Annotated in this window: 4 protein-coding genes; all 4 read left to right on the top strand. The window is 73.2% G+C overall.

Going from position 1 to position 3,467, the window contains the following annotated elements:
- Nucleotides 1–881 (top strand): sortase (locus BHU15_RS33755; RefSeq protein WP_141726937.1); only part of this gene is annotated, 881 nt, incomplete at its 5' end.
- A 51-nt stretch (nt 882–932) separates the two neighbouring features.
- The gene (locus BHU15_RS33750; protein ID WP_069630606.1) at nt 933–1,763 is read left to right on the top strand and encodes a phosphate ABC transporter ATP-binding protein; all 831 of its coding nucleotides are present in this window, start codon (nt 933–935) and stop codon (nt 1,761–1,763) included.
- Nucleotides 1,760–2,500: a hypothetical protein gene (locus tag BHU15_RS33745; RefSeq protein ID WP_069630605.1), complete on the top strand. Its 741-nt coding sequence runs from the start codon at nt 1,760–1,762 to the stop codon at nt 2,498–2,500. Before BHU15_RS33750 ends, BHU15_RS33745 begins: the two co-directional genes overlap by 4 nt.
- A 96-nt stretch (nt 2,501–2,596) precedes the next feature.
- Nucleotides 2,597–3,169 (top strand): FAD-binding oxidoreductase, encoded by a 573-nt coding sequence (locus BHU15_RS33740; protein ID WP_079128557.1) that lies wholly within the window; start codon nt 2,597–2,599, stop codon nt 3,167–3,169.
- The last annotated feature ends 298 nt before the right edge of the window (nt 3,170–3,467 follow it).

The raw sequence follows: 3,467 nt of genomic DNA, 5'->3' as shown, positions 1-3,467 counted from the left end.
GCCCCGGCTCCGGGAACGACCGGCAGCCCCCGGCCCGTCCCGGACTCGCGCTCGCCGGGGCGGCCCTGTGCGTGCTCGCCGCCGTGCTGCTCGGCTTCGCCGCCAACCTCACCGTCCTCGGACACCTCCAGCACGCCCGCGACCAGCAGACCGCGTACGACGAGCTGCGCGACCAACTCGCGCGCGGCACCGCCCCGGTGGGCCAGCGGACCTTCGACGGCAAGACCCTCGCCATGGGCGCACCCGTCGCACTCCTGCGCATCCCCTCCCTCGGACTGCGCGAGGTCGTCGCCGAGGGCACCACGTCCGGCGTCCTCATGTCCGGCCCCGGCCACCGCCGCGACACCGCGCTGCCCGGCCAGGAGGGCACCAGCGTGATCATGGGCCGCCAGTGGGGTTACGGCAGCCCGTTCAACGCGCTCGGCAAGCTGACACCCGGCACCACCATCGAGGTGACGACCGGTCAGGGCAAGGCCGTGTACGAGGTGCTGGGCGTCCGCCGCCCCGGCGACAAGCTGCCCACACCGCTCGCCCAGGGCCGCGGCCGGCTCACGCTCATGACCGCGTCGGGCCCTGCGTACACCCCCGCCGGTGTGCTGCGCGTCGACGCCGCGCTCACCACCCCGATCCAGCCCAGCCCGCCCCGGCCGCTGCGCAGCGGCTGGATCGGCCCCGCCGAGGAGGCGCTCGGCGGCGACAACGGCGCCTGGCTCGCGGTCTTCCTCTGGTCCCAGGCCCTGCTGCTCGCCGCGCTCGCCACCGTCTGGCTGCACCGGGTGTGGGGGACCTGGCAGACCTGGATCACCGCGGGACCCGTGCTGACCGCGCTCGGTATCGCCGTCTCCGGAGCCGCCACCCGCATCCTGCCCAACCTTCTCTGAACCGCTTTCACCCTCTGAACCCGACCTGGACCAACGGGAGTTGCCTCAACCATGACCGCCGTCACGACGTCCCTGCCCACAGTCCCGGCGAGCAGCGGCGTGGCGTCCCCCGCGACGCTCGAAGCCGAGGAGATCTCCGCCTGGTTCGCCGACCACAAGGTCCTCGACCGGGTCTCGCTCACCATGCCCGCCCTGGAGGTCACCGCCCTCATCGGCCCCTCCGGCTGCGGCAAGTCGACCTTCCTGCGCATCCTCAACCGCATGCACGAGCTGATCCCCTCCGCCTCACTCGCCGGCCGGGTCCTGCTCGACGGCGACGACATCTACGACCGGGGCCGCCGGATCACCCGCGCCCGCCGCGAGATCGGCATGGTCTTCCAGAAGCCCAACCCGTTCCCCGCGATGTCGCTGTACGACAACGTCCTCGCCGGGCTGAAGCTCAACGGCATCCGGGCGAACAGCTCCGGCAAGGACAGCCTGGTCGAGGAGTGCCTGACCAAGGCCGGCCTGTGGCGCGAGGTGAAGGACCGGCTCCGCCAGCCCGGCGGCGCGCTCTCCGGCGGCCAGCAGCAACGCCTGTGCATCGCACGCTCGTTGGCGGTACGCCCCCGCGTCCTGCTGATGGACGAGCCCTGCTCCGCGCTGGACCCCACCTCCACCCGCCGTATCGAGGAGACCATCGCCGACCTCAAGGAGGAGGTCACCATCGTCATCGTCACGCACAACATGCAGCAGGCGGCCCGCGTCTCCGACAACTGCGCCTTCTTCCTCGCCGAACAGGGCACGCCCGGAGTGATCGTCGAGCACGGGAGCACCGACGCCATGTTCAACTCCCCGCAGGACAGCCGCACATCGGACTACGTGAACGGCCGCTTCGGATGACGGGACCCGGGCGCCCGCGCGTACCGGCCCTGTGCGCGCTGCTGCTCCTCGCGCTCACCGCCTGCGCCGCGACCCCGACAGCCCACCGCGAGGTGGCGGGCGCCGCCGTACCGCCGGCCGTGGAGACACCCCGGCGCACCGGCCCGCCTCCCGCGCCCGGGGCGCTGCCGCCGGTCCCGCCCGCCGACACACCGTCCCCGCCTACGACGACGGGGCTGCCCACGTCCCCGCGGTTCCCGCCCCGCGTCCCCACGACGGCGACGCGGCCGGGCTCCCCGACCCGTACGCCCGCCGCCCCGGACGCACCGGCGACGCCCACCCGGAAACCGTCCGCGAAGGCCCCGGGAAAGCCGACCGGGACCGCCCGGCCCACCGGCACCACCCTGCGGATCGGTTCCTGGTCCGCCCGCGTCGTACGCGGCGGCCAGGAAGAGGTCGACGCCTGCCGCGACGCCGTCCAGTGGGCGGGCCCGGACCTCGGCACCGAGAACGGCTACGCGCTGCGTACGGCGGTCGTCGTCGGTCACGACTTCTGCGGCTTCGGCCAGCTCGCGACACTGCCGATCGGCACCGAGGTCACCGTCGAGACTCCCCGCGCGCTGCTCCGCTACCGCGTCTACGCCCGCCACCTCACCCCGGGCCGCGGCGCCCCGGCCCACGGCCTGTACTGGGGCGACCTCACGCTCCAGTCCTGCGTGGGCCCCGACACGGGCTTCACCTATCTGACGCGGGTGTGACCGACGGGCGGAGCGGCGAACCGGGCGAAACCGGGTGGCGGGGCCGCGTCCGATTCGTACAAGACCCTGTCCGGCCGGCCTGTCTAGATTGTCCGTATGAGTGCAGACATGGACCCGAGGCTGGGACTGAACAGAGCCGTCGAGTCCCACCCCGCCCACGTGGTCGAGGCCGCCGGCGACCAGGACATGGTGGCCGCCGTACGACTCGCCGCCGACGAGAAGCGAGCCGTCGGCGTACTGGCCACCGGGCACGGGCCGAGCCTCGCCGCCGACGGCGCCGTACTCGTCAACACACGGCGGATGGACGGCGTACGCGTCGACGCGGAGCGCGCGACGGCGTGGATCGAGGCGGGTGCGCGCTGGCGTGACGTGCTGGCGCATACGACACCGCACGGCCTCGCGCCGCTCAACGGGGCCAGCCCCGACGTCGGTGTCATCGGCTATCTGACCGGTGGCGGGGCCGGACCGCTGGGACGGCGGTACGGATTCGCCGCCGATCACGTACGGCGGCTGCGCCTCGTCACCGCCGACGGCCGCTTCCGGGAGGTGACCGCCGACACCGACCCCGACCTCTTCTGGGCCGTACGCGGCGGCAAGGACAACTTCGGCCTCGTCGTCTGGCACTACACCCCCGAACGCAAACGCCTCCAGGCCCGCCGGACCGCCTGAAAGGGCCACAACTCCGCCGCCCACCAAGCCGTTTGGGACTCGGCGAGTCCCGGCGAGCGGGTGGTGCGAGCCCTAGGCTCGCCTGCATGAACGACAGCAGCGGCGGCGAAGACGGCAACAACGCCTCCGTGGCGCGCTTCTACGATCAGCTCGCCGCGGACTACCACCTCATCTACGACGACTGGGACGGGTCGACGGAGCGCTAGGGCGTGTCCGCGAAGTCCCGTCTGGCTCACGACGCCTGGCACGCACGCTCTCCCCCGTAGCCCTTCGGGCACGGGAGGTGCCCCCTGCGTTG

Source organism: Streptomyces niveus, assembly GCF_001723055.1.
Taxonomy (GTDB): domain Bacteria; phylum Actinomycetota; class Actinomycetes; order Streptomycetales; family Streptomycetaceae; genus Streptomyces; species Streptomyces niveus.
The sequence above is the reverse complement of the archived record's forward strand: the minus strand, read 5'-3'. Positions and strand labels throughout refer to the sequence as shown.

Excerpts from the sequence above, each read along its gene's own strand:
- BHU15_RS33750 (WP_069630606.1), top strand. The coding sequence starts at position 933 with ATGACCGCCGTCACGACGTCCCTGCCCACAGTCCCGGCGAGCAGCGGC.
- BHU15_RS33745 (WP_069630605.1), top strand. The coding sequence starts at position 1,760 with ATGACGGGACCCGGGCGCCCGCGCGTACCGGCCCTGTGCGCGCTGCTG.
- BHU15_RS33740 (WP_079128557.1), top strand. The coding sequence starts at position 2,597 with ATGAGTGCAGACATGGACCCGAGGCTGGGACTGAACAGAGCCGTCGAG.